This is a genomic window from Rhodoferax sp. (assembly GCF_034519335.1).
Taxonomy (GTDB): Bacteria; Pseudomonadota; Gammaproteobacteria; order Burkholderiales; family Burkholderiaceae_C; genus Allorhodoferax.
Window position 1 is genome coordinate 333,904 of sequence record NZ_JAXHOL010000002.1, and the last position, 23,007, is coordinate 356,910.

The 23,007-nt window shown below is 54.0% G+C and carries 22 protein-coding genes and 1 tRNA gene; 7 read left to right on the forward strand and 16 right to left on the reverse strand.

Annotated elements, in window-relative coordinates; translation table 11 throughout:
• Positions 1-117: 117 nt before the first annotated feature.
• From U5O12_RS03455 to epsA, 14 genes are read right to left on the reverse strand one after another with little or no spacing between them, the layout of a single operon-like run.
• A complete protein-coding gene (locus U5O12_RS03455; protein WP_322577281.1) occupies positions 118-939 on the reverse strand; it encodes a hypothetical protein in 822 nt (273 codons plus the stop codon).
• Positions 936-2,171: an O-antigen ligase family protein gene (locus U5O12_RS03460; protein WP_322577282.1), complete on the reverse strand. Its 1,236-nt coding sequence runs from the start codon at positions 2,169-2,171 to the stop codon at positions 936-938. The genes U5O12_RS03455 and U5O12_RS03460 overlap by 4 nt, the downstream gene beginning before the upstream one ends.
• Entirely contained in the window at positions 2,171-3,418 is a 1,248-nt protein-coding gene (locus U5O12_RS03465) for a glycosyltransferase (RefSeq protein ID WP_322577283.1), read from the reverse strand. Before U5O12_RS03465 ends, U5O12_RS03460 begins: the two co-directional genes overlap by 1 nt.
• The gene (locus U5O12_RS03470) at positions 3,415-4,677 is read right to left on the reverse strand and encodes a polysaccharide pyruvyl transferase family protein (protein ID WP_322577284.1); all 1,263 of its coding nucleotides are present in this window, start codon (positions 4,675-4,677) and stop codon (positions 3,415-3,417) included. The genes U5O12_RS03465 and U5O12_RS03470 overlap by 4 nt, the downstream gene beginning before the upstream one ends.
• A gap of 27 nt (positions 4,678-4,704) precedes the next feature.
• Positions 4,705-6,159: a lipopolysaccharide biosynthesis protein gene (locus U5O12_RS03475; RefSeq protein ID WP_322577285.1), complete on the reverse strand. Its 1,455-nt coding sequence runs from the start codon at positions 6,157-6,159 to the stop codon at positions 4,705-4,707.
• Positions 6,160-6,174: 15 nt separating this feature from the next.
• The gene (gene epsI, locus U5O12_RS03480; protein ID WP_322577286.1) at positions 6,175-6,861 is read right to left on the reverse strand and encodes an exosortase-associated protein EpsI, B-type; all 687 of its coding nucleotides are present in this window, start codon (positions 6,859-6,861) and stop codon (positions 6,175-6,177) included.
• Between the two features lie 11 nt (positions 6,862-6,872).
• On the reverse strand, positions 6,873-7,757 hold the full coding sequence (gene xrtB, locus U5O12_RS03485; RefSeq protein ID WP_322577287.1) for an exosortase B: 885 nt from the start codon (positions 7,755-7,757) through the stop codon (positions 6,873-6,875).
• An 8-nt stretch (positions 7,758-7,765) separates the two neighbouring features.
• A complete protein-coding gene (gene epsG / locus U5O12_RS03490; RefSeq protein ID WP_322577288.1) occupies positions 7,766-8,614 on the reverse strand; it encodes a chain length determinant protein tyrosine kinase EpsG in 849 nt (282 codons plus the stop codon).
• A complete protein-coding gene (gene epsF, locus U5O12_RS03495) occupies positions 8,611-9,987 on the reverse strand; it encodes a chain length determinant protein EpsF (protein ID WP_322577289.1) in 1,377 nt (458 codons plus the stop codon). Before epsF ends, epsG begins: the two co-directional genes overlap by 4 nt.
• A 12-nt stretch (positions 9,988-9,999) precedes the next feature.
• Positions 10,000-10,806, reverse strand: a complete 807-nt coding sequence (epsE, locus tag U5O12_RS03500) for a polysaccharide export protein EpsE (RefSeq protein WP_322577290.1) — start codon at positions 10,804-10,806, stop codon at positions 10,000-10,002.
• Positions 10,807-10,830: 24 nt separating this feature from the next.
• Entirely contained in the window at positions 10,831-11,778 is a 948-nt protein-coding gene (locus U5O12_RS03505; RefSeq protein WP_322577291.1) for an EpsD family peptidyl-prolyl cis-trans isomerase, read from the reverse strand.
• 14 nt (positions 11,779-11,792) lie between these two features.
• Positions 11,793-12,989, reverse strand: a complete 1,197-nt coding sequence (gene epsL, locus U5O12_RS03510) for an XrtB/PEP-CTERM-associated polysaccharide biosynthesis outer membrane protein EpsL (protein ID WP_322577292.1) — start codon at positions 12,987-12,989, stop codon at positions 11,793-11,795.
• Positions 12,990-12,991: 2 nt separating this feature from the next.
• On the reverse strand, positions 12,992-14,413 hold the full coding sequence (locus U5O12_RS03515; RefSeq protein ID WP_322577293.1) for an undecaprenyl-phosphate glucose phosphotransferase: 1,422 nt from the start codon (positions 14,411-14,413) through the stop codon (positions 12,992-12,994).
• Positions 14,406-15,203 carry an XrtB/PEP-CTERM-associated transcriptional regulator EpsA gene (gene epsA / locus U5O12_RS03520; RefSeq protein WP_322577294.1) on the reverse strand — a complete coding sequence of 266 codons (798 nt, stop codon included), beginning with the start codon at positions 15,201-15,203 and terminating at the stop codon, positions 14,406-14,408. The genes U5O12_RS03515 and epsA overlap by 8 nt, the downstream gene beginning before the upstream one ends.
• Before the next feature lie 373 nt (positions 15,204-15,576).
• On the opposite strand from epsA, the gene galE reads away from it, so the two are divergent.
• The 4 genes from galE to U5O12_RS03540 all read left to right on the forward strand — a co-directional run bounded on the left by galE (position 15,577) and on the right by U5O12_RS03540 (position 19,916).
• Complete coding sequence (gene galE, locus U5O12_RS03525; protein ID WP_322577295.1) at positions 15,577-16,593, forward strand: UDP-glucose 4-epimerase GalE; 1,017 nt, start codon at positions 15,577-15,579, stop codon at positions 16,591-16,593.
• Positions 16,594-17,697: an NDP-sugar synthase gene (locus tag U5O12_RS03530; RefSeq protein WP_322577296.1), complete on the forward strand. Its 1,104-nt coding sequence runs from the start codon at positions 16,594-16,596 to the stop codon at positions 17,695-17,697.
• Positions 17,698-17,725: 28 nt separating this feature from the next.
• Positions 17,726-19,171, forward strand: a complete 1,446-nt coding sequence (locus tag U5O12_RS03535; protein WP_322577297.1) for a mannose-1-phosphate guanylyltransferase/mannose-6-phosphate isomerase — start codon at positions 17,726-17,728, stop codon at positions 19,169-19,171.
• Positions 19,172-19,298: 127 nt separating this feature from the next.
• Positions 19,299-19,916 (forward strand): FxDxF family PEP-CTERM protein, encoded by a 618-nt coding sequence (locus tag U5O12_RS03540; protein ID WP_322577298.1) that lies wholly within the window; start codon positions 19,299-19,301, stop codon positions 19,914-19,916.
• A 68-nt stretch (positions 19,917-19,984) separates the two neighbouring features.
• On the opposite strand, the gene U5O12_RS03545 is transcribed toward U5O12_RS03540, so the two are convergent.
• Together U5O12_RS03545 and U5O12_RS03550 are read right to left on the reverse strand one after the other, a co-directional pair.
• Positions 19,985-20,061, reverse strand: a tRNA-Pro gene (locus U5O12_RS03545).
• 23 nt (positions 20,062-20,084) lie between these two features.
• Positions 20,085-21,014: a polyprenyl synthetase family protein gene (locus U5O12_RS03550; protein WP_322577362.1), complete on the reverse strand. Its 930-nt coding sequence runs from the start codon at positions 21,012-21,014 to the stop codon at positions 20,085-20,087.
• A 208-nt stretch (positions 21,015-21,222) separates the two neighbouring features.
• Between U5O12_RS03550 and rplU the strand changes: the two genes are divergently transcribed.
• The 3 genes from rplU (at position 21,223) to cgtA (ending at position 22,967) form a co-directional block, all read left to right on the forward strand.
• Positions 21,223-21,534, forward strand: coding sequence for a 50S ribosomal protein L21 (gene rplU / locus U5O12_RS03555; protein WP_105261109.1), 312 nt, complete (start codon positions 21,223-21,225; stop codon positions 21,532-21,534).
• 12 nt (positions 21,535-21,546) lie between these two features.
• Entirely contained in the window at positions 21,547-21,804 is a 258-nt protein-coding gene (gene rpmA / locus U5O12_RS03560) for a 50S ribosomal protein L27 (protein ID WP_105261108.1), read from the forward strand.
• 71 nt (positions 21,805-21,875) lie between these two features.
• The gene (gene cgtA / locus U5O12_RS03565) at positions 21,876-22,967 is read left to right on the forward strand and encodes an Obg family GTPase CgtA (protein WP_322577299.1); all 1,092 of its coding nucleotides are present in this window, start codon (positions 21,876-21,878) and stop codon (positions 22,965-22,967) included.
• Positions 22,968-23,007: the final 40 nt, after the last annotated feature.

A 23,007-nucleotide genomic window follows, 5' to 3' on the forward strand; every position in this document is an offset into this window, starting at 1 on the left:
GGTGGATGTGGCCAGGTGCCCATTCCGTGGGAGGTTGAGTTGGTGGTCCGTGGATCGCCCAACTCAGCCCAACCGACCCCCTCAACACCCAAGAAGAATTTCAATCGGAACCTGTGCCTAAGAGGGTGTGTACGGGGGGTTTTTGTATATATGATGTGGGCTGGGTTGGGAATCGATGTAGCCACTCTCCTGCAAAGTCTTCAAGGCATCTCCAATCGCGGTTGTAAGACCAATGACTTGCCACTCGCCGGATAGCACCTTTAAGCGGCCTATGGCGATATCTTTATTAGTTCGGTAGTTGTCCCACAATGCGCTGGTGGTAGTCCAATAATCAGCACCTAAACCTAAAACAATGCTCCGTGGAGGACCTGAAACCTGTTTTGCTCGCAGATAGACGAGAAATCCACATAAGTTAGAAGATTCCAATTTGAATCTTCCGGATTTCGGCCAAAAGTGAAACGCAGACCCGACTTCAAATTCAACCTGGGATAACTCGCCGATAGTAGAAAAAATAGATGCTGGGCGGCTAATATTTCCTAAAAAATCAGCTCGAAATTCCCGCCCCTCTACTGGGCCACTTTGAACAAGCGACCACTCTTTCCGAGTCGGTGTGTTTGTGCAAACAAGTGTTCGAAAATCTTTGATCAGGAAGCTACTACGCGATTTCGCTTGAATGTCGTTTGTGTAAAAGACCTGCCCCCATCCAGTCGCTGCTTGGAAGCCAGCAGAGTTGTTGCCAGCACCGACTCGAGGTCCCTTATACCAATCGTAGCTACTGGGGACTCCCGCCGGTAAGGCTTCGTGAGACTTGGCATTATCAAAAGCAATTGTTGTAAGTTCACGCAGCGACAAAGGTATTGGAACACGTTCATTCGCAGCAACAGGCCCACTCACGTATATGCTGAAAAAACCTATGTAAACAAGGGAAGCAAGTTTCATGATTGATTCGTATCGATTTCCATGCGAGAGCGAGTAGCCAGAACGCCTGCAGAGAGAAAAAACAATATCATCGCAAGATAGTTATTAATCAAATTCTCGCTAAAGAAATAAACTACAACTACAAGTATGGGGGTTAAGGTCCATCCTCGGGGTATTGAACGCACAACGGATACTAGTAATCCGATGAATCCCAAAAAGGCGATAAAACCAAACTCAAAAATTACACGTATGTAATCGTTGTGAGGTACTAGATTTATGGTGGATAAAGCTACAGAAGAGCCGGCGCCAAATCCAAATAAATAATTGGAGAAATTGCCATCAATGTAGATGTTGAATAGGTTGTACCAGTGCTTCAACCGAAACAGGAATGATAGATCTTGTGTGTTGAGCAAACGTACGAGATCTGCGTAAGTTACCGTTTCCAAATCAATACGGCCAGATGCCAGCAAGACTATGCTGTCTATCACGGGTTTGATTCTTAATTTGCTGCCGACTTCTGGAAAAAAACTGACCAAGATAAGTGTAGATGCTATGAGAACGATACCCATAACCAGATGTGCCGCTCTGCTGATCGACAGGAAAAGAGCCAAGACAACTGCTAAGAAGAGACCAAGTGTGCCAAACATCAAACCAACGCACATGTACAGGATGGGCGAAGCGAATGGTTTGTCAGTCAATACGCAGTAGAAAGAAAGTAAGCAAATTGCATACAGTCCTGCATTATTTCTGTTGGCAAAGAATCCGATTTGCTTGTTTTCAGAAAAATCACGAGAACCTGTGAGTAACTGAATAAGTATTGCAAGTAAGGGTAAAAGAATCAAAGCCCAAAATAGTAACTTCGTGCTTCGCTCCTTCATTGACCACTTCGATATATCAACTGCTAAGGATGTGCCAATGATGATAAAAGAGGGAGCGATTGCTATTTTTATTACATCAACAACCTCGCTTGATCGGAAATTTATAGCAGTGGATCCAAATATGCCTATGTACAACAATGTCAAACTAAGAATTTGATCTGTTTGAACTTTTGTATGGCTCTTGTAAAAGGCCCAGTTTACTGCGGCGACAATAAATATTCCGATTGCAGCTGCATTTGCAAGGGCTTTTACTAGACCGGATTCGGTCGCAACGGTTAGGCAAAGCAGCAACAAATAGCCGGCAAAGCTAAAGTGAATGGTCCTTAGCGGATTCGCTTTTCCTCTGAGCGGCGCCAATGGTTTTGTGTTATCCACTAGGCCGGACTCCCAGCACTGAGTACACCTTGAATGATTTTATTGGTAGTATCCCAATTGAATCCCCCAGCGATTAGTTTCTTTCCGGCTCTTCCTATATCTTTTCGCTTATCTTCATTCTCAATCAAATAGGTGATCATATTGACAAATTCATCTTTGGACTTTTTGAGGCAAACTGCACCATGAACATTGGATTCAAACCCAGGAATGCCATTGAATGCAGCAGCACCACCCACTACCGCGACACCGCAAGCCATTGCCTCAACTGTCTTGTTAATAAGGCCGAAGCCTTTAAATACCGGACTGATCGCGATAATGGCGTCTTTGTATACGTCCGACAGATCTTCTACGTATTCAATGTTCTCAACGCCCTGGGTAGATCTAATATTGGCCGCTAGGGTGCTACTTGCGCCTTTCCCTACAATCCGTAGATTTGAATTCGGACAACGATCGACGACCCCTGGCCAAACTTCGCTGACTAACCAACTTATTATTTCCCCATATTCACCACTAAGCTCACCGACGAAAACAATATTCCTTCCGTTTTCATTCGAAACAGACCTGAAGCGATGGTTTACGCCATTGGGGGCAAGTACCACTTTTGCGGCAATGGTGGGATGAACCAACTCCTTCATCAGCTCTTTGTCGCGCGCAGTTTGGAGAAGTATCGCGTCATACGATTGCAGCATTTTGGCTTCAATAACTCCGATCCAACGACTTCGTAGGTAATCAATTACCGCCTTGAATAGAGTTTTAAGGCTGCCAAAGTGGCTCTGGTATCTGTAGTGGTATTCAGCAGCTGTGCAATCATTAACTGCGGCTACGTGAACCGCGCTTTTCCTGAATACCCCGTTTGTCACTGAACCCCACTTGGCTACAGCACTCATAGGAGAAACCAGGATTGAGTTGGGTGTCGTGGGCAATTGGGCGGCACCTGGAAGATATTTCCAGCCATGCTGATACATCTCTTTACTGAGTAATTCGGAAATTATTCTAGTGAGTTTTGACTTTCGAGTCAGAGGTAAGAAGCAAATAGGTCCATAGAGCTCCTCATTGGCCTCAATACTTGCGGGTGGAAAATTACATTGAATATCATTCAGAACTATCAAGCGTATGGAATATGAACTCTTGAGCCCTGCAAGATAATTGAATAGGGGTAGAGTAATACCATTTCGCGGTGGAAAAGGGAGTTGATCTGTAACAACCCACAATACAGGCAACTCTGAAGCCAATCCCTCTGAGGTCATTGCAGGCCTTTGAAAGTAGATCGGGTCGCCGCTAGTACGGCAGGAAGCCTGCTGTCTAGCTGGGTCTTTAGCTCTGGCAAGTTGGTGATGAACTGCTGAAAGATGTCAACCAATTTTTCATTATCTAGCACCTCATTGGGCGGAACCACGACCCATTCTGGGAATGCGAAATGCTTCATCAAACCTTCAAATTTGCCTTGGTACGCAAACGTCAGGACAGGCACACCTTGGCCAAGCGAGGCAATAGCCAGGTGCATGCGGCCGGTTATTACCCCATCCAGTGCGCCTGCGATGGTCTTCAACTCTCCTGCTGATGGGGGAGAAATGATTCTGTAGCTATTGGTATTTACATTGGCCGGAAGTTGTGCTTCGAGCATCTCCAATGTACTCATGTCGCCAGCTTCCATCCTGTCGTCGTGTGGAACCAGCAGCCAGCTTACGCTAGCCATATTCTGAGCCTCTTGCATGGCCCGTATTACTGCATTGGCCAGCTTCTGCGTACTCACCCTGGCTTCGTCCTTGGCGAAAAGCATCGGGTGGAAATTAACGCCCAAGACAATGCGCCCCTTTTTGCGTTGATCATTGATCCAATCCAAGGCTGCTCTAGCTATGTCACCCGGCTCTGCCGGCTCGAGAAGAAACGCCGTATCTGCAACCAAGTTGCCGGTATTCCCGGCAATTGTGCGGTGTCTCTCGAACGATAGTGGATCACGGAGATTCACCTGTACTTGTTTACTTAATTGGCGAAAGCCAATTTTTACCAACGGTGCAATTGAAGTATTCAGACTAAATCCAAGAAAACGACTAATTCCACAATATCTGGCTATCAAATCTGCGGAAATAATCATTCGCAATGAAGTTACAGGTGAATAATGTCCGTCCATAATATCGGCTCCCATAATCAATCCTGCAGTAGGTTTGATTGCGAGTATTGATTTAAGAAAATAAAATGGCATAAATATACCGCCCCAAACATCGAATGGCTTGCAACCTAGGTCCTTTGCGATCTTGGTGGCATTGTTTGTAGCGCAAGCAATATAAATTTCTACATCGTTGCCGTTGGATCTAATCTGATCTAATGCTCCCTCTAACATGGCGGCGTCTCCGCGGGAACCTATTAGTCCTTGAGAGTCGGCTGTGATTAGTATGACTCGGTATGACTCATTGGTTCTTCTTGGCAACGCCTTAAGCACCAAGGCTGAGCAAAGCCAAAATAAAAAGAGGGTGACTTGGTGGATAAATTTCTTGGCGGTCTTCATGATATTTCTGTTTATTCTTGTATTCAGCTATTTCTTTAAGGCGCTAATAATTCCATTTATTTCTGCAAGTAACTTCTTTCGCGACATTGAATACAAAGTCAGTGCATAAGTTATGCTGAATGTGGTGCCGGCAACTGCTGCCGCTTGCCATGATGGCAATGCCTCAAGCTCTGTGGTCTTTCTCAATGCAGCTACTAAGATTAAAGCGAGTAATGAAGAAATAGTCCCTGGCAATACCTGTGCAAACACCTCACGGGCGGAGCTGTTGGTTGCTTTGGCGGCGAGTGTGAAGCTAACTGGAGTTACGCAAAGCTGTGAGATAGCGAAAGCTCCTATTAGCTCCGCAGTCGAGTTGGTAGGGTATAGAGCGAGCATTAAAAACCCAGCTATCAGCTTGAATAAATTAATTGCTAGCGAGTGCTGGGGTTTGCCAGTGGCATCTAGAGCCGCCCCATTAAAGAACTGAACTACTTGCACCGCCCCAATTAAACATAGAACTTCAATAATTGAAGCTGATTCTTTCCATTTGCCACCAAATAATATTTCACAGATTTCTGGTGCTAAGGCTGAAATCGCTACAAATAGCGGCATAGTTGTGCAAGATGCCAAGAACACAAACTTTAGATAAGTTTTCTTGAGCCGTTCTCGATCTGTGAGTAGTTTAGACATTGCACTCATTGCTACGCTCATCAGTGCAGTGGCTAAAAGCTCCAGCAGCGTTAGATATAGCTTTGCGCCCACTGCATAAACCCCCAATGCGGCAACACCTAAGCGGCTCAGGATGATGATGTCGACTAAGCGGCTTGAAAAAAAATCTATAAGTTGACTAGCGAAAGAAGCAGAACTGAATTTGGTAAGACTTTTGAAGTGCGTTTTGTCTATGCGAAAAGTTGGCTTCCAGCCAGGGCGAGCCCAAATCTGTATCGACAAAATCAGACCGGACGAAACTGCTTGGATCACAAGTGCCATTGGGCCCCAGCCCTGTGTTACCAAAAACAGGGCAAGCAATCCAGCAGTAAGGTTGGCACTAAAAGTTGCTTTTGCAATGCTTTTGAATTCCAATTCACGGCGAAGCATCGCAATAGCGATTCCATTGGCTGCAGTTATCGGTGGAATAAAGGCAGCAACTCGTAGTAAGTTACTGGAGGTAGGCTCTTTTAATAGGGCGGCTATATGGTCTGCAAATACATACATAACCACAGAAGCGCTGCATGCAACAGCGGTGACAAGAAGAAAAGGTAGGTTGACGTCTACGCTGCGCAGTCCCTGGCGCTGAACGAGCGCGCTGTGAAAACCTTGCTCAGAAAAAACTGCTACAAGGGCTAAAAGCACCGTAACCGTTTGAGCCAAACCCATTTCAGCCGGCGTAAGATAGCGCGCGAGTACAAAGAATAATAGTAAAGTAAATACCTTTACTGACCAGCTTTGTATCAATGACCAAATCAGGGCATTTGCAGTCCGTTGCTTTAAATTGGCGGTCATTTTTTAGACTGATGGTCAGATCTCACGAAGTCCGGTTAAGACTTTTCGTTGATCTTCTTGCACCGCTTCAATTAATGCCGAAAGGAAGTCATCTTGAATTGAAAACTGCTTTGGGGTATCCTGCCCGATCGAAGAAACACGAAGCAATAAGCCATCTGGAATTTTTCCAGAAAAGCCGTACTGTAGTTCTAGTAGACGCTTTTTAAAGCCACCTAATGATCTGTAGTCACCAATTGTCGTCCAGTAGGTCACTGGTTCGAATCGCTGACTTCCAAGTTGTGTTTCTATTCTCCGCACGTTATACGGTGATCCGTTAATGTCAATTTTTGCGATTCGATTAGACTTTAATGTGAATCCCTGTGCTGGATAGCAAACCTCGGGGTAATGTACGGCCATGTACGAACGCTGGTCTTTGCCATAAGCGATGGATAACATTATCCGATGGCCATTAACATTAATATAGGTTCTTGTTAGTATCTGGCTGTATAAACTATCCAGCTTCTCTTGAAGTTGTGGATTTATGATTTGGTTTGAACTCTGTTTGAGTGCCTGCCATTCGCCAAATTTTTCTGGAATAATTGTTTCTAAGTCAACGCCGTCACTCTTATCTGCCATGTAAGCGCGTGGGACAAAGTACCACGCAATAAGTGATGCGCAAACCATTAGTGCAAATAGATATAAGTTTATTTTTTTATGTCGCATGATTAATGGTTTCAGTTGGCCCCGCGGTACTTGGAGTGCTTTGCTTCAAAGGCTTGTAGAAGACTGTCGAAGCCAATAATCAGTAGCAGCGCACTCAAAAACAGCACCATGCCCGCAAAGCCGTGCAAGAAGCCTTGGCCCGCTTCGTCGCCAAAGTGGTACGTGATGAGGCTCAGGGCCATCACCCGGATAACGTTGGCTGTAAAGGAGATGGGAACAATGAGGATGGCGAGGCCAATGTTTCGGAACAGCGAGTCGCGCCGCACAATGTTCAGGTACAGCAGGCCCAGCGCTTCTAGCGTCAGCAGGGTGTGCAGGCCGGCGCAAGCGTCTGCCACCAGCAGCATGTATTGGCCAATTTGCAAAATCACGCCATTGCGGCCAATGGGGTAGCCCACCCAAAACAGCACATGCTCTGCGACATAAGACACGGCCATCTTCATGGGCATGGTCACCGTGTCCACCACCACGCCGGGCAGGGGCACCATAAACAACATAAAGAACAAGGCAAACCACTGCGCCTTCAGCGCCTTGGGGCCCAGGTTAAGCAGTGTAATGCCAACCAGCAGCCAGATGACGGAGCCAATTTCAAACAGCAAGATGTCTTGCGAGCGGCCTAGTGCGTACAACAGCAGGCCCATCACAAAAAACAACCAGCCCCAGGCGCTGGGTTTCTCGCCATGGCTGGCCGCCAACATATCGGGCCAGGTGCGGTAAATGAGCCAGCACGAGATGCCCAGCACGATGGGGCCGTGCATTTGTTCGTCTTGGGCCCAGATGCCGGTAAACAGGTCGTACAGGCTGGGCAGGTACAGCGCTGCCAGCCCCAGCATGACAGGCAGCCAGGCTAGCAACTCGGCTTGCAGGGTGGGCTTGCCACGGTAGATGTGGGGCATGGTGGCACTCATGCGTCGTTGAGCACGGAGCCCACCAGTGCAACGCCACTGTCTTGCAGGCGGCGGGCCAGTTGGTTGGCCTGCGGCACCAGGCTTTTGTTTTTGCGTGCCACCAGCAGGGCCGCGCCAGCGCGGGCTGCGGTTACTTCGGCGTCGGCAAACTCGGTGCCAGCGGGGGTGTCGATGATGATCACATCGAACTGCTGGCTGGCAATGCGCAGCAGGTCGCCAAATGCGGACCGGCCCAGCAGCTCTTGCGGGTTGGGGGGCGTGGCGCCTGCGGGCAGCACGGCCAGGCCGGGTAGGCCGGGCACAAGCTGGGCGACTTCGAGCCCCGCGCGGTTGGCCAAGATGCCAGACAGGCCGGCGCTTTTGCCAAGCTTGAACAAGGCGTTTTGCGCACGCGCAGGTTTGGCGCGCAGGTCTGCGTCAATCAGCAGAGTGCGCTCGCCTTGCTGGGCAAACACGATGGCCAGGTTGGCAGCAATGAAGCTGCGCCCCTCGCCACTGCCGGGGCTGACGATGGCAATCACCTTGTGCGCGGGGTCGGTGTTAAACCAGCGCAGCATGAGCTGGCTGCGTACAGCGCGCAGGTTTTCACCCACGCGGCTAAAGGGTTTGTAAGCGGCTACCAGCTCGTGGCTGACGGTGTCGTCTTGGTCACTGAGGTAGGCGTAGTCAAACTGTTTGCTCAGGGCAAAGTCGATGTCGTCTTTGGTGAGCACCTTTAGGGCCAATGCGGCGTCGCCAAATTGCACTTTGTCGGCACGCTGGCGCTCCACAATGCGGGCAGCGTCGTCTTGGCTCAGGCGGCCGGTGGCCACCAAAATGTCGCCAATGGTTCTAACCTGGTTCATGCGCTGACTCCAATGGCGGTGCGTTTAAACATGCCCGATGCCGAGCTGATGGCGCCCAGCACGGGCAGGTCCAGTGCCTCAACCAAGTCTTCGGTAGACCTCACTCGGCGGTTGGTGAGCTCTAGTACCAATGCCAAGCCAACGCTCAGAAGGCCGCCCAAAAAGATGGAGACCAAAACGTTCAGGAGTACTTTGGGCTTGGATGGATCTGGGGGGGCAATGGCGGGGTTGAGCACCGCAATGTTGGTTTGGTTGGTTTGGCTCTCGATATTGGTTTGCGATGCGCGTTGGCTCACGATCTCGAACGCGCGCTGGGCGGATTCGATGTCCCGGCGCAGCACGTTCAGCTCATCGCGTTGTTTGTTAAGCACCAGCACGCGGGCCTTTTGGGTGGCCAGGGCGCCTTGGAGCTGGGCCTCGCGCTGTTTGCTGACTTGGTAGGTGGTTTCAATGGAGCTGGTGATCTTGCGGGTCTCGGCGTCTAGCTGGGCGCGCAATGCGCCCAATTCAGACTCGGTGCGCTGGATTTGGGGATGGTTGGCACCCAGGTTGACCTTGCTCTCGGTGAGTTTGGCTTCCAGACGGGCAATGTCGGCTTTCAGGCCGTTGACGAGCGGGCTTTGCATGACCTCAGCCAGGGTGTCTGCCTTGGTGCTGTTGCGTTTGCTTTGGCTGTCGGTGGTTTGGCCTTGCACGCCGGTGAGCTGGCTACTGGTCTCGTTGAGCTTGGCGGTTTCAAAGTCCAGGCGTTCGTCGGTGCTGGTAATGCCGTTTTGTTGCTGGTAGTCTGAAAGCGCTTGTTGGGCTTTCTCCAGCTTCTCGCGGGCGGTCTTGGTTTGTTCCTCAAAGAACGTGGCGTATTGGCGCGCAGGGGCCACGCGAAGGTCTAGGTTCACGTCGATATAGCCCTGTGCAAACGCGTTGGCTACGGCGGCGGCAAAGTCGGGGTCGGCACCGGTGTAGTTGATGTTGATGACATTGCTTTCGCGGCTGGGTTTTACGTCCAGGCTTTTTTGCAGCAGTGATGCAAGCCAGTCGCGCAATTGGCCTTTGCCTTGTGTGGCCTCGCGCCACTGGGCTTGAATAGCGGGGCTGTTTTCCATACCCAGGCCCTTGACCACGGCTTGGGCGACGCGGTCGCTGTTGATGATGTCGACCTGCGTGGCCATGTAGCCGGGGGCCATCATGCCTTGGAGCATGAGGCCGCTCACGGGGTCTGGCGAGCGCACGTCTACCACCACAGCAGCGCTGGCGGTGTATTGCTTGGGCATGAGCGTGCTTACCACCACCGTGGTGGCCACGGTGAGGGCAAAGGCCAGCAGCGCAATCTTCCAGCGGGCCCGGAGTATGAGTAGAAACTGTTGAAGTGTCATAGCGGGGGCGGTTTAGAAGATGCTTTCTTTGACGTAAATCACGTCATTGGGGAGCACCGGGTCGGTGAGCTGGGGTTCGATTTGCTGGATGCTGCCGTTGGCCTGCTTGCGGTGCAGGCGCAGGCGCTTTTCTGATCCGCGGGCGTTGGGGCCGCCGCCTTGGGCCAGGGCTTGCATCACCGTCATGCCGCGTTCAATGCGGTAGGAGCCGGAGCGTTGGGCTTCGCCATAGATGTAGAACACCGGGGCACGGTGCACGTAGATGGTGTCGCCGCCTTGCAGAAGCATGTTGTCTTGCAGTTTTTCTGCCAGAAAGATGGAAGGAATATCCACCTCTTTGCGAAACAACTTGCCGTCACGCACCCCGGTGACGATGGCGATGTCATCGCCACCCGCTGTGGCACCACCGGCGTTGGCCAGCATGTCGCTGAGGCGGGTGTTCACCGTCTCTAGCGGAAAGCGGCCGGGGCGGGCAACCTGGCCGAGCACAGAGACCTGGTTGCCACGGATTTGAATGAGGGCAATGTTGACTTGTGGCTTTTGGATAAAGCCACCGGTTTGCAGGGCATCGGCAATTTTCTTTTCGGCCGCAGCGACCGACAGGCCACCGAGCTCGACCGCGCCAATGAGCGGGTAGGTGATGCTGCCGCGCTCGGAGACGCGGGTTTCGATGGTGAGGTCGGGGTTTTGGAAGACCTGCACGCGGATGGTGTCGCCCGCGCCCAGCGGGTAGTCGGCCTGGCCTTGGGCGTTTGCGCCCAGGCTGGCCAGTGCCAAAACGGCAGCGGCCAGAAAGCGGGGGAGGCGAAATGTTGTCATGGGTGGTACCTGGTGGACGGGGGCTTATTTCAAACCGGCCACACCTTTTTCGATAGTGGACTTGGCTGCGGCTGCATCGGGGGCTGCTGCGGGAGCCGCGGGTGTTGCTTCTGGTGCTGCGGCAGCTGCAGGTGCGTTGGCAAATTCGCCCATGTAGGTAACTTTGGTGGATGCACGCAGTTGCTTGAGGTTGGCGGCCACTGCTTCACCAGCGCGCTGGTTGAGCAAAAACTGCTCGATGCGGGGCAGCGCGGCCTCTTGGGTGACGGGCGCTGACTGCGAGGACACCACGCGCAGCAGGGTAATGGTTTGTGGCGCCTCAATCAGGGCGTTTTGCCCGTCTTTCAGGGCGTGGATGCGGGGAAGAATTTCGAGAGGAATTTGCTCTGCTGCGCGGGTAGCACTGCCTCCGCCAAATTGGATGTTTTTGCCTTTGAGCAGGGCAGCGGCCTCTTCAATGGGCCGGCCCGCTGCGGCCAGGGGGCGCAGTGCGTCGGCCACGCCCGCAGCGTTGGGCACCACAATTTCTTGCACGTTGTAAATGCGGCGCTCGCTGAACAGGGCGGGGTTGTCAGCGAAGTATTTCTTGGCCTCGTCTTCTGTGGGTTTGGGGGTGGACGCAGTGATTTGCTGGATGTAGGCACGGGCCAGGATGTCGCGGCGGGCGGCTTCAATTTGGCCCACCACCTCAGGAGAGCGGTGCAGCTTGTTTTCGGTAGCCTGATCTACGGCAAGCTGCTGGTCAATGAGCTTTTCCAGCACATCGCGGCCCATGGACTGCGCGTTGCCAGCGCCAGCGCCGGAGCGGCTGAGCACTTGGTTGATTTGATGGACCGAAATTTCTTCGGAGCCCACTTTGGCAGCGACTTGGGTGGCTACTTTTTTGTCGTCTTTATTGCCGCAAGCGGCCAGGCCCAAGGCCATAGCGGCAGCCAGTACGGTGGTGGAGAGGTGACGGGGTGTGATGCGCATGGTGGTGTCTCGGTTTAGTAGGTAAGTTGGGCGGTAAACAACAGCTGGGTGCTGTCGTAGTCCAGACCCGCTTGGTTGGAGCCGCGCGAAGCACCTTGCAGTGCAGCGCTCAGCGCGAGTTGTTGGTAGGGTTGCCAGTTGATGGACACCGAGGTGTCACGGGTGGTGTCGCGGCGAGTGCTGGCGGTGGCGCCGGGCGAGCCCAGGTAGTCGCGCTGAGCCCAGTCGTAGCGCAAGCGCAGCGCGGCCTTGGGGCTGAACTGCCAAACCGGGCCAATGCTGATTTTGTCGGTCTGGCTGTAGTTGCTGTTGCTGGTGGCGTAGGCGTCCAGGGTGTGGCTAAAGCCGACATTCAAGGCGGTTTTTCCACTGATGGCCCAGTCGAGGTTAGCGCCGGTGTTGAAACCGTTGTAGTCCCGCTGGCCGTAGGTGGGGTGGGTGCGGTTGATGTGGGTCAGGTAGACCTCGGCGCTGCTGTTGCCGCCCAAGGCCCAGCGCAAGCGCAGGTCGTTGTCGAACTGCTTGAAGTTGTCGTCAAACAGGCCTGCGTTGGGCACCGTGCGGTTGAGATATGTGCCGCTGCCAAGGCGGGCCAGGTAGGTGATGCTGCTGCCAGAGGCAAACGCGTATTTGAGGCCCGCGTTGGCGGTGTTGCTGGTGTAGTCACTACCCGCCAGAACGGCCTGTTGGTTTGCCTGGCGGGTGGTACCCACGCCGCCCAGCACGCGCCAGGCGCCATCGAGTTGGTATTCGGCGTTGAAGCTGGTGTTGGTGTCGATGCGCTGGTTGCGCTGGTTGTAGCTGGTGAAGTCGCTAAAGCTGTTGAGCGTTTCTTTGCGGCTGGAAGTAAAACTGCCTGTAAGCGCTGGTGTGAGTGCCCAGCGCCATGCCGCGTTGTAGTTGCTGGCGGTGAAGCTGAGGTAGTTGAAGTTTTTGTAGTTGTAGTCCACCAGGTTCAGGTCGAACTCAAACTTTTGCAGGCTCTGGTAGGTGTTGAGCCCAAAGCCCACTGTGGTGACACCAATTTGCTCTGCTGCGCTGTCTTTGCCAATGAGCGTCTGGGTATTGGAACCAGATGGCAGGCGAAACAGGTTGCTGTCGGTTTGCACGGTGTAGCCCGCGGTGATGACCAAGGGGTTTTCTTGAGCGTTGGCTGCGCCAGCGCAGGCGCTTAACGCCACTACAACGTGGAGACAGGTGTAGCTGCGCATGCTCAGTAGGCTTGCTGGTCTTTGACGACCAAGCGCACCGTCTTCAGGATGATGTGGATGTCCAGTCGCAAGGACCAATTGCGCAGGTAATCGAGGTCGTAGTCGATACGGCCTTGCATTTTGTCCAGCGTCTCGGTTTCGCCGCGGTAGCCGTTGACTTGAGCCCAGCCCGTAATGCCGGGCTTGACCTTGTGGCGCACCATGTAGCCTTTGATGAGTTTGCGGTACAACTCGTTGTGCGCCACGGCGTGTGGGCGTGGCCCGACGATGCTCATGCGGCCTTGCAGCACGTTGATGAACTGGGGTAACTCGTCTAGCGATGTCTTGCGCAAGAATGCCCCCAAGGGCGTGATGCGTGAATCGTTTTTCTTGGCTTGCTGGATTGCGCCACCGTCTTCGGTGACCGTCATGGAGCGGAATTTGTAGACCAGAATCTCTTCTCCATCCAGGCCATAACGCCGTTGCTTGAAGATGATGGGGCCCGGTGAACTGAGCTTCACGGCGATGGCAATAGCCAGAAGCACGGGGGCGATCATCAGCAGAATGAGCAAGGAAAAGGCGACGTCGCTGATGCGTTTGATGGCGCCGCTAGCACCGCGAAAAGGGGTTTCGCACACCGAGATGACCGGCATGCCGCACACGGAGCTGGGGTGACCCTGAATCAGGTCTGTGACGAACATGTCCGGCACAAAGTAGATGGATGCTGTGGTGTCTTTGAGCTCGTCCAGGATGGCCAGAATACGTGGCTGCGACGCCATGGGAAGCGAGAGATAGATCACCTGGATGCGGTTTTGTTGCGCGATGCAAGCCAGCTCATCAATCTTGCCCAACAGGCCAAAAGGGCTGTCGGGGTGGAGGCGGTCGGTGCTGCGGCTGTCCACAAAACCGGCGAGTTCGATGCGGGAGTAGGGTGACTCTTTGAGTTTGGTGGCCAGTGCCAGCCCTTGTTCATTCATGCCCACAATCAGGGCACGCTGCTTGGGGCCCTGCAGCTTGAGCACCATGGGTGCAAGCAGACGCAGACCAAAGCAGGCGGCAATTTCTGTGGCGGGCGCTGCCCATAACCACGCAATGAGTACGTCGTGCGAAAACTCTTTGATGTACCCCGTGGCGTAGCCGGTGATGCCCAACAGACCCGCGATCCATATCCAGTTGATGCTGATGTCTAGCAAAACGGTGCCGACACTGGTTTGCAAGCGCGACTCGCCCGGGAAAGTGAGGGCGAAAGTGAGCACTGCCAGCAGCAAATAGGCCGGCAATACGCTGCCTTCGAAGTAATACGCCAAGACCCAGAGGGATGAAACCAAGGCGGCAGGGCAGACGGCTGACTCAAAAAGACTGAGCAGGTTGTCTTTGCCCAAAGTGGGGTGCTCGGCGCCCCGGTTGAGTGTTGCAGCGGATAGTGTGACGTGGGCTTTAGACATGGTTCATCCACGCTCGAAACTTGCCAACGGCTTGTGCCCGGTTGGAGACATCCAGTTTTTTGAAGACGCGTTGCATATGGTTTTTAACGGTGAACGCGCTGATTTCCAGAATGCAGCCGATCTCCGGATTGGTTTTGCCAAGGGCCACCCATTTGAGGATTTCGGCCTCGCGGTCGGAGAGGTCGTGGTCGCCTTTGAGTAGGGCGTCGTTGAATGTGGTGGGCGCGCTTTGAACCTGGGCTTGGTGAGGAAGGTGTTCCACTTGCCGCAATGCGGTGTCGATATAGGGAAGCACCATGGCCATGGCTCCTCGCTCTGTTTCGGTGAACTGCTCTTTGGCGCTGAAGGCGACATAGAGGCAGTCGTGGCTGCCACGCTCGTCACGGATGCCATGCACCGCAGCGGAGCGCATTTTTTGCAATGCACCGCCCAAAGCACTTTTCAGGCCAGTGTCTTCTAGCAAAAAGCCGCTTTCGCCCGTGTTGAGGCTGAAAGGCTTGTTGTTGAACTCAGCCCAGCGGTTGAACAATTGGACCAGCAAAGGCGTGATGGCCTCGGCGTGGGAGGCATGGGACCGCACCCCCGCCATGGCGGAAATGATGTCGTGTTGGACCGCGCCGGTTGAAAAATCGCCCCAAGCGGCCACCAAAATGTCGTGCGGCAGGTAGCGTTGCATATCGCCTTGGAGCCAGATGAGCACGTCAAAGTGACTGCGCACTTCCACCGAATGGGTGACGACCCGGTGGTAGTGGTGCAGGTCCTCGGAGGAGAGCGAGGGTAGAAATGACATGGGGATGGCTGGCCGGAGCTAAGGGTTAATGCTAATTACGTGGGAAGTGGCGGATGTTACGGAGCCAATCGGACTATGCCTATCCCCCAAACGGGTGAATTTGCATCATTTCGTGAGCCCTGAACGAATAAATGTGAACTTGTTCACATTTATGGGCTTAGTTCGGGCACCTGTACGAAAGCGCACAGAGTAAGAAAATCAGCGGGCTTGTTGATTGGGTTGAACCCAGATTTTTGAATGCGATGTATGACGCGTCTGTGACGCAAATTGGCACTCTTTTTGTATGACGTTTACCTTTGAGAGTGCACTGTTTAGTCCATATGGACTAGGGGTCGACGACTACACTCGCGCAAACGAAAAATGGGAGTGATCAATGATTTTTGTGACTGGAGGCGCAGGCTATATTGGCTCGCATGCCTGCGTAGAGTTGCTGATGGCGGGTCACGATGTGACCGTATTTGACAATTTTTCCAATAGCCAATGGGAGGCAACTGAGCGTGTGCAGCGCATCGCTGGCCGCACCATGACGGTGGTGCGTGGTGATATTCGTGATGTCCAGGCACTGCAGTCAGCTCTGCGTGCCAGCAAAGCCGAAGCGGTAATGCATTTCGCTGGTCTTAAGGCGGTGGGCGAATCCGAAGCAGAACCGCTTAAATACTACGACAACAACGTGCTGGGTACGCTGCGTTTGTTGGAAGCAATGGTGGCATGCGACGTGAAAACACTGGTGTTTAGTTCGTCAGCTACGGTCTATGGCATTCCAGAGTCCCTGCCTTACCGAGAAGATCACCGCCTGAGCGCGACGAACACCTACGGGATGACCAAACTGGTGGTTGAGAATATGCTACGCGACTTGCACCGCAGTGACCCGAGCTGGAGCATCGGCATATTGCGATATTTCAATCCTGTGGGAGCCCATAGCAGCGGCCTGATTGGTGAAGACCCGCAGGGCACGCCCAACAATTTGATGCCTTACGTGGCACAGGTTGCTGTCGGACGTCGGGAGTTCTTAAATGTTTGGGGGAATGACTACCCCACGCCAGATGGCACTGGTGTCCGTGACTATATTCATGTGGTGGACTTGGCAATCGGCCATGTAAAAGCCTTCGATTACCTGAAGACGCGTGAAGGTTGTATCGCGGTGAATTTGGGCGCAGGAAGCGGACACAGCGTGATGGATATGGTGCGATCTTTTGAGGCAGCCAGTGGCCGTGCTGTTCCGTTCAAGGTGGGTCCGCGTCGTGCGGGTGATTTAGGCGCCTATTGGGCAGATGCATCGCTCGCTGCAGAGCTTTTTGGTTGGCGTGTTGAGCGCGGTCTAGACAGGATGTGTGCAGACACTTGGCGCTGGCAAAGCATGAATCCAGACGGTTACAAGGGAGAGCAATAAATGGCAAAAGGAATGATTTTGGCGGCTGGGCAGGGCACCCGGGTGCGTCCTTTGACAAGGGATTTGCCCAAGCCGATGGTCCCCATTTTGGGCAAGCCAGTGATGGAGTACCTGATTGAGCATCTGGCGCGTCACGGGGTCAGAGAAATTATGGTGAATGTGGCCTACCACCATCAGCGTATTGAAGAGTACTTCGGTGATGGCAGCCGCTGGGGCGTGGAGATTGGCTACTCGTACGAGGGCGTGCGGGAGCATGGAGACATTTTGCCCAGGCCCCTGGGCTCGGCGGGTGGCATGCGCCATATTCAGGACTTCAGCGGGTTTTTTGACGAAACTACGCTGGTGTTGTGTGGCGACGCGTTGATAGACCTGGACATTACCGCCGCGTTGGCGGAGCACAAGGCCAAAGGTGCATTGGCGAGCGTGGTGGCATTAGAGGTGCCGCGCGAAGACGTGCAGTCTTATGGCATGGTGGTGGCCGATGCGGATGGCCGCATTCAGTCTTTCCAGGAAAAGCCCAAGCCCGAAGACGCTTTGTCCACGCTGGCAAGCACGGGTATTTACATTTTTGAACCTGCTGTGCTGGACAAAGTGCCTACAGGGCAGGTGTATGACATTGGTTCGCAGTTGTTTCCGCTTTTGGCGCAGGACCGATTGCCATTTTTTGTCCAAAACCGGCCGTTCAACTGGTTGGATATTGGGCGAGTGAGCGATTACTGGTCGGTGTTGCAGCGTGTGCTGAAGGGCGAGATTGACTACATGCGTATGCCGGGCAAAGAGATAAAGCCGGGTGTGTGGGTTGGGCTGAATGCCCAGGTGCCCTGGGATCAGGTCAAGATTGAAGGGCCTGTTTACATTGGTTCCAGCGTGAAGATTGAACCCGGTGCAACCATCATCGGGCCTGCATGGATCGGTCACGGAAGTGTGATTCGAACTGGTGCGCGCATCACGCGCGGAGTGTTGTTTGAGTACACGCGCATTCCCGCAGACATGCATTTCTTCGAGATGATTGTGTCGCGCCATTACTGCGTAAACCGCCATGGTGAAACCTTGTACCGTGGTGACGATACGGCCCGCCTGCGTTGGGGTGATGCCCGCGCTTGACTGTTAGTTTTTTATTTCAGGATTCCGTATGTTGATTCAACCCGTGGTGTTGTCTGGTGGGTCGGGCACGCGCTTGTGGCCTTTGTCGCGCGAGAAGTATCCCAAGCAGCTATTGCCCCTGATTGGTGACGACTCCTTGTTGCAGGCCACGGTGCGCCGTGTGGAGGGCATTGCCGGGTTGGAGGTGGCTGCGCCGTTGGTGGTGTGCAACGAGGAATATCGATTTGTCATCGCGGAGCAGCTTCGTGTGATGGGCAAGCCTGGTACCGTGGTGCTGGAGCCTATGGGGCGAAATACGGCTCCAGCCCTCACCATTGCTGCGCAAGCAGCTATTAAAAACGGAGCAGATCCGGTATTGCTGGTGATGCCAGCCGACCATGTGATTGTGGATACGGTAGCTTTTCAGGCGGTGGTGCGGCAAGGCGCAGCCTTGGCGGAGGCTGGTGCAGTGGTGACTTTTGGCATCACGCCTGACGCGCCTGAAACCGGTTACGGTTACATCCAGTCGGGTGAGGCGTATGGTGCTGACGGTGCTAAGCGGATTGCCCGTTTTGTGGAAAAACCCGATCTGGTGACCGCTAAGACCTATTTGGATGAAGGCACGTATTCCTGGAACAGTGGCTTGTTCATGATGCGCGCATCGGTATGGCTGGCGGCCATGAAAATCTGCCGACCTGATATTGCTGCAGCATGTGAAGCCGCTTGGACGCAGGGGCGTGAAGATGGCGAGTTTGTCCGGGTGGGGAAAGAGGCCTTTAGCCAATGCCCCAGTGATTCGATTGACTATGCCGTGATGGAGCGTATTGCTGCAGACCGGGAAGCAGCCAGCGCCTTGCCAGTTGGCGTGGTGATTCCGCTCTCAGCAGGCTGGTCGGATGTGGGTGCTTGGGAGGCTTTGTGGAACGTGTTGCCCAAGGACTCTGCGGGAAATGTGGCGCAGGGCGATGTGATGATGCAGGATAGCCGCAACACCCTGGCGCTGTCCGAGGGGCGCCTGATTGCGTGCGTGGGCGTGGATGACTTGATTGTGGTGGAGACCGCCGACGCAATTTTGGTGGCGCACAAGAACAAAACCCAGGATGTGAAGAAGATCGTCGACCGCCTGAAGCAGGCAGGACGTAGCGAAGGACAGACCCACCGCAAGGTGTTCCGACCCTGGGGCTGGTACGACAGTGTGGATAGCGGGGAGCGGTTTCAGGTCAAGCGCATTGTGGTCAAGCCGGGGGCGGCGCTCTCGTTGCAAATGCACCACCATCGCGCAGAACACTGGATTGTTGTGAGTGGGACTGCGAAGGTGACGGTTGGGGAAAAGACCTTGCTGGTTTCAGAAAACGAATCGACGTACATCCCATTGGGTACGACGCATCGTTTGGAGAACCCTGGCAAATTGGCTCTGGAGATGATTGAAGTGCAGTCGGGGAGTTATCTCGGAGAAGACGATATCGTGCGGTTTGAAGACGTGTACGGACGTTAACGTGACTTTTTGCACGCTTTGATCGGGTCAGTAGTCTGGTTGAGCTATAGGCGAGGCTGGCAATGCCCGTGAAAATCAAACCCCGCATAGAGCGGATTTCGCTCGGTGCAACAAGGAATACACATATATGAATTTCAAAACATCTTTGGCTGTGGCGTTGCTGGGCTTTTCCGCCTTGGGTGCGAACGCTGCGTCCAACCTGGTGAACAACGGAAGTTTCGAGTCGACGGTACAAAGCGGCGGTACTTGGGGCACTTACCCCAGCCTGCCGGGCTGGGTTGGCTTGCCGACGGTTGAGCTGCGTAACAACGTGTCTGGTGTTGCCCAAGATGGCAATAATTTTGTGGAACTGGATACCAACCGCAACAGCGGGATCGCCCAAACGATCGTGGCATCGGGTTTGGTTGAGTTGAGCTTCTGGTACTCGGCCCGTCCAGGTACTGGTGCTACCAATGATATTGGGGTGTCTTTTGGTGAGAGTTTCCAGGCAGTCGTGCTGCAAGGCGTCACCAACAATACCAGTGCCAATATTTGGCAAAAGTTCACCCAAGTAATCAATTTGGGCAATTCTGGCAGTGCGGTATTGGCGTTTTATGGTCAGGGGAGCTCTGATTCGTTTGGAGGATCTTTGGACAACATTTCAGTTACTGCTGTGCCTGAGCCAGAAACCTTTGCGATGTTGCTGGCTGGCTTGGGTTTGGTGGGCACTATTGTCCGCCGTCGCAAGACCATGCAGGCTGCGTAAAACAGCACCTTGCAACGCAAAAGGGCTTGTCGAAAGACAAGCCCTTTTTGTTTGTGTAGACCCAATGGTGGTCGGGGTGAGAGGATTCGAACCTCCGATCTCTTCGTCCCGAACGAAGCGCCTTACCGGACTAGGCCACACCCCGATGGCGTGTTTTGGCAGCGAGGATCAGTGATTTCTCGCCAACAATTGCGTTGCCAATTGTACCAAGCAGTCGGTATGAGGGCCTGCTGGCAGGCGCTCTGCGGCGGCGATAGCGCGTTGCGCTTCAGCATGTGCCGCTGCCTGCGCTACGCCCAGGGCGCCGGTCTTTTTAACGATCGCGATCACTTGGTCCAGCATCGCAACGTCTCCGGTTTCAATGGCGGTCTGGATAGTCAAGCGTTCGGCTTGCGTACCCCGCTGCATGGCGGCAATAAGGGGCAGGGTGGTTTTGCCTTCACGCAAGTCGTCCCCCAGGTTTTTGCCCATCACTGCAGCGTCGCCGGTGTAGTCCAGCACATCATCAATTACTTGGAATGCTGTGCCCAACGCTTGTCCGTATTCGGCGCAGGCTTCTTCTTGCGCTGCACTGGCTCCTGACAAAAGCGCGCCCACGCGCGCACTGGCTTCAAAGAGTTTGGCTGTTTTGGAGCGGATAACTTGCAGGTAGCCAGCTTCGTCGAGGGCGGCGTTGTGCATGTTCATGAGTTGCAGCACTTCGCCTTCTGCAATCACGTTGGTGGCATCGGCCAGCACCTGCATGATGCGCATGCTTTGGGCTTCCACCATCATCTGGAAGGCGCGGGAGTACAAAAAATCCCCAACCAATACGCTGGCTGGATTTCCGAATTTGGCATTCGCGGTGGCGTGACCGCGGCGCAAAGCAGAGTCGTCCACTACGTCATCGTGGAGCAGCGTAGCGGTATGGATAAATTCGACTACAGCTGCCAAGTTGTAGCGTTGAGCGCCTTTGTAGCCCAAGGCGCCACAACAAAGTAGCAACAACACCGGCCGCAAGCGCTTTCCGCCAGCGGCGATGATGTACTGTGAAACGCTGCCGACCAATGGCACACCCGAGTCCAACCTATGGGTGATTACCTTGTCGACCTGGCGCATGTCGTTTTCGACGATGGAAAGACCCGTCGATGAGCCGGAAGTAGTGACTTGCAAGGCGATGAACCGGTTTGTTATGGACAGATTATAGAGACGCGCTCTGACGCCTGCCTTGCTCTGGATGGGCGGGGGTTTGCATTTTTAGCCGAAATGGTATACTCCAAGGCTCTGCGAAAATTCATTTGCAGATTTCCTAGTCGAAGAGGTCAACATGTACGCGGTCATAAAAACCGGTGGCAAGCAATATCGCGTTGCTGCTGGCGAAAAAATTAAAGTAGAACAGATTGCTGCGGACGTAGGCCAAGAGATCGTGATCGACCAGGTTCTGGCAGTCGGAAACGGCGCAGAACTGAAGGTTGGCACACCCTTGGTGTCCGGCGCAACAGTTACTGTCACGGTAGTGGCACACGGCAAGCACGACAAAGTCACCATTTTCAAAATGCGTCGTCGCAAGCACTATCAGAAACGTCAAGGACATCGCCAGCAGTTCACCGAACTGCAAATCGGCGCGATTTCTGCATAAGGGGCACAGGTCATGGCACAGAAAAAAGGCGGCGGCTCTACGCGAAACGGGCGTGATTCCAAGCCCAAGATGCTCGGTGTAAAGGCTTTCGGCGGTGAATTGATCAGCGCTGGCTCCATCATCGTTCGCCAACGTGGTACCAAGTTCCACCCCGGCAACAACGTCGGTATCGGCGTAGATCACACCTTGTTTGCACTGGTGGACGGCCACGTGTCGTTCGCAGTCAAGGGTGCGATGAACAAGCACACCGTGAGCGTGACTGCAGCGTAATCTGCCCATGCTCCCCGAGAAACCCTGCGCCCTTTGCGCGGGGTTTTTCATTTCTAACCTCGGTACATGCCATGAAGTTTGTTGACGAAGCCTACATTGATATCTCCGCGGGAGACGGTGGCGCGGGCTGCGTCTCCTTCCGGCACGAGAAGTACAAAGAATTCGGCGGCCCCAATGGCGGGGATGGTGGCCGTGGCGGCCACGTCTTCGCGGTGGCAGACCCCAACCTCAATACCCTGGTGGATTACCGCTTCGCGCGTCGTTATGACGCCAAGCGCGGAGAGCACGGCATGGGCTCCGACATGTTCGGTGCTGCGGGCGATGACATCACGCTCAAGATGCCCGTGGGCACCATCATTACGGATGCCGAAACTGGCGAAGTGTTGTTTGAGCTGTTGAATCCGGGCGAGGTGATCACCATTGCCAAGGGCGGCGACGGTGGCTTTGGCAATATGCGTTTCAAAAGCGCGATCAACCGTGCGCCACGCCAGAAAACACCGGGCTGGCCCGGTGAAAAGCGCAACCTCAAGCTGGAGCTGAAGGTTTTGGCCGATGTAGGCCTGCTGGGTATGCCCAATGCGGGCAAGTCCACCTTTATTTCCGCAGTGTCCAATGCACGCCCACGCATTGCGGACTATCCCTTCACCACCCTGCATCCCAACCTTGGTGTGGTGCGCGTGGGGCCGGAGCAGAGCTTTGTGGTGGCGGATTTGCCGGGCCTGATTGAAGGTGCGGCAGAGGGTGCGGGCTTGGGTCACCAGTTCTTACGCCATTTGCAGCGCACACGTTTGTTACTGCATGTGGTGGACATGGCCCCGTTTGACGAGGGGGTGGACACGGTGGCGCAGGCCAAGGCTATCGTCAACGAGCTGAAGAAGTACGACGAAAACCTGTACAAGAAGCCGCGCTGGCTGGTCTTGAACAAGCTGGATATGGTGCCAGGCGATGAGCGTCCCGCGTTGATCAAGGACTTCATCAAGCGCTACAAGTTCAAAGGCCCAGTGTTTGAGATCTCGGCCCTGACCCGTGAAGGCTGCGAGCCGCTGATCAAAGAGATTTACAAACACGTCAAGGCCCAGCAGATGGCCGAGCAGCCGCATGTGGAGGTGGACCCCCGCTTCCTGTCTGGCGCGGTCGACTCCAGCGACACGCCTGCGTCTTAGAACGCTATTGATTGAATAGCTGCTTGTGCAGTGAATACAA